The sequence below is a fragment of the Bathymodiolus azoricus thioautotrophic gill symbiont genome (assembly GCF_001298715.1).
Lineage (GTDB): Bacteria > Pseudomonadota > Gammaproteobacteria > PS1 > Pseudothioglobaceae > Thiodubiliella.
Window position 1 is genome coordinate 1 of record NZ_CDSC02000359.1, and the last position, 2,017, is coordinate 2,017.

Sequence of the window (2,017 nt, forward strand, 5' to 3'; positions counted from 1 at the left end):
AATGTCCCATCTGATTTCCCTTGTTGTTAATTCTGTTTAATAATCTCTTGCACCCAGCCTGCTTTCTTTTCTCGTTGCAGCACTTCAATGCGCGCACGTTGCATTAAAATAACCGCAAAAAAACAATAAAAACCCAGCACCATAATTAATAGTGGTATCCACATTTCCGGTGGCATAGCAGGCTTTTCTGTGACTTTAAAGGTCGCTCCTTGATGTAAAGTATTCCACCATTCCACTGAGTATTTAATAATGGGAATATTCACCAAGCCAACCAATGATAAAATCGCTGAAGCTTTATCAGCACTTTGAGTATTTTCAAAGGCAGAATGCAAAGCGATAACTCCCACATATAAAAAGAATAGCACCAGCATAGCCGTTAAACGCGCATCCCACACCCACCAAGCACCCCACGTTGGCTTACCCCAGATTGCTCCTGTCGCTAAAGACATAATAGCAATTGAAGCTCCAAAGCTCGCGCAAGACTTAGCCACGACATGCGCCATCTTCATTTTCCAAATCAAACCTATTGCCCCTGCTATTGCCATCAGCATATAACAAGATTGCGCTAAAATAGACGCTGGCACATGCACATAAATAATACGAAAACTATTACCTTGCTGATAGTCTTCAGGTGCAAAAGCCAACCCCCACACTGAACCTGTTATTAATAAAATAAAGGCTGCAATAGAAAACCACGGTAATAATTTACCGCTAAATTCATAAAACCAACGCGGTGAAGCTAATTGGTAAAACCATTGAGGTAATTTAATTTTCATCATCATCCACATTGGGGTAAAAATTGATATCTAAGATTTGCTCTAAGCTGTACGGACAGTCTTTTGGGAAGTGCGATACTTTAAACCCAGTTTCATAAACCGCGTTTCTAACAGCATAGGCATAAGCTTTTATTAATCCTAACTCTAAAGTTTCTGGATTCGTTAAACTTGGATTTTCAGAAAAATGATCCTTTATACGACTTCTTTGTTCCTGAATGGTAAATTCCCATAATTTTCCTTGCCGCTCTGGCTGATATTGCCATTTTAACAAATGCATTAATAGCACCTCCAGCCTGCTCAGTAACTCTCGTTTTTCCCGAGCGCCCATACTTTCCAGCTCCTCAATTAACGCCGCAACATCAATTTCATCAAGTTTTTCATCCTTTAACAAATGTACTTGCTGTTGTGTCCACGCATAAAAATCTTGCTCATGTAATTGACTCATACCTAACCTCGTACACTAATTTTCAACGCTGCGGCGATAGCAAAGGGAGCTAACATCATACTTAACACCAACAAAGCCCCTAACAATGCCAAATAACCCGCTATCGGCAAGCCCATAGCCCCTGCTTGTACAGTACCTGCGCCAAAAATCAATACCGGAATATATAAAGGTAAAATTAACAGCGAGATTAAAATCCCCCCTTTACGTAACCCCACTGTTAAACCCGCACCTATCGCTCCCAGCAAACTTAAAGTTGGCGTACCTAATAATAAACTTAGTATTAGTGCGCCTAAGCCTTCACTGGGCAAAAATAACATCATCGCTAATAAAGGTGACATCAACGCCAAACAAAAGCCGCTAATAATCCAGTGGCTTAATACCTTAGCTAAAACAACTAAAACCAACGGCTGCGGACTAACCAGTATCTGCTCTAATGAGCCATCATCAAAATCACTACGAAAGATACCGTCAGCTGATAATAAACATGCAAGCAAAGCTGCAACCCAAATCACCCCGGGGGCAACTTGCGCCAAGAACTTAGGCTCTGGACTAACTGCCAAAGGAAACATAACCGCAACCATCAAGAAAAATGCCAACGGATTAACAATATCACTACGACGGCGTAAAGCTAAAATCAACTCTCGACGTACTGCCGCGATAAAAAAATTCATGAATGCGCCACTTCATCTAAATTAATATGTCGAACCTTATGGCCTGGCACATTTAAATCATGATGCGTTGTTAGAATCACTGAGCCCCCTTTTAAAACATATTGTGCTAATAACGCCTCTTTTTC

The 2,017-nt window shown here is 40.9% G+C and carries 3 protein-coding genes; all 3 read right to left on the reverse strand.

All coding sequences use genetic code 11. The features are described from left to right. Positions 1-26: 26 nt before the first annotated feature. From BAZSYMA_RS06940 to ccmB, 3 genes are read right to left on the reverse strand one after another with little or no spacing between them, the layout of a single operon-like run. Positions 27-782, reverse strand: coding sequence for a heme ABC transporter permease (locus BAZSYMA_RS06940; RefSeq protein ID WP_420912281.1), 756 nt, complete (start codon positions 780-782; stop codon positions 27-29). Next, positions 766-1,221 carry a DUF29 domain-containing protein gene (locus BAZSYMA_RS06945; protein ID WP_090717069.1) on the reverse strand — a complete coding sequence of 152 codons (456 nt, stop codon included), beginning with the start codon at positions 1,219-1,221 and terminating at the stop codon, positions 766-768. Before BAZSYMA_RS06945 ends, BAZSYMA_RS06940 begins: the two co-directional genes overlap by 17 nt. A 2-nt stretch (positions 1,222-1,223) precedes the next feature. Continuing rightward, a complete protein-coding gene (ccmB, locus tag BAZSYMA_RS06950) occupies positions 1,224-1,892 on the reverse strand; it encodes a heme exporter protein CcmB (protein WP_090717071.1) in 669 nt (222 codons plus the stop codon). Positions 1,893-2,017 lie beyond the last annotated feature (125 nt).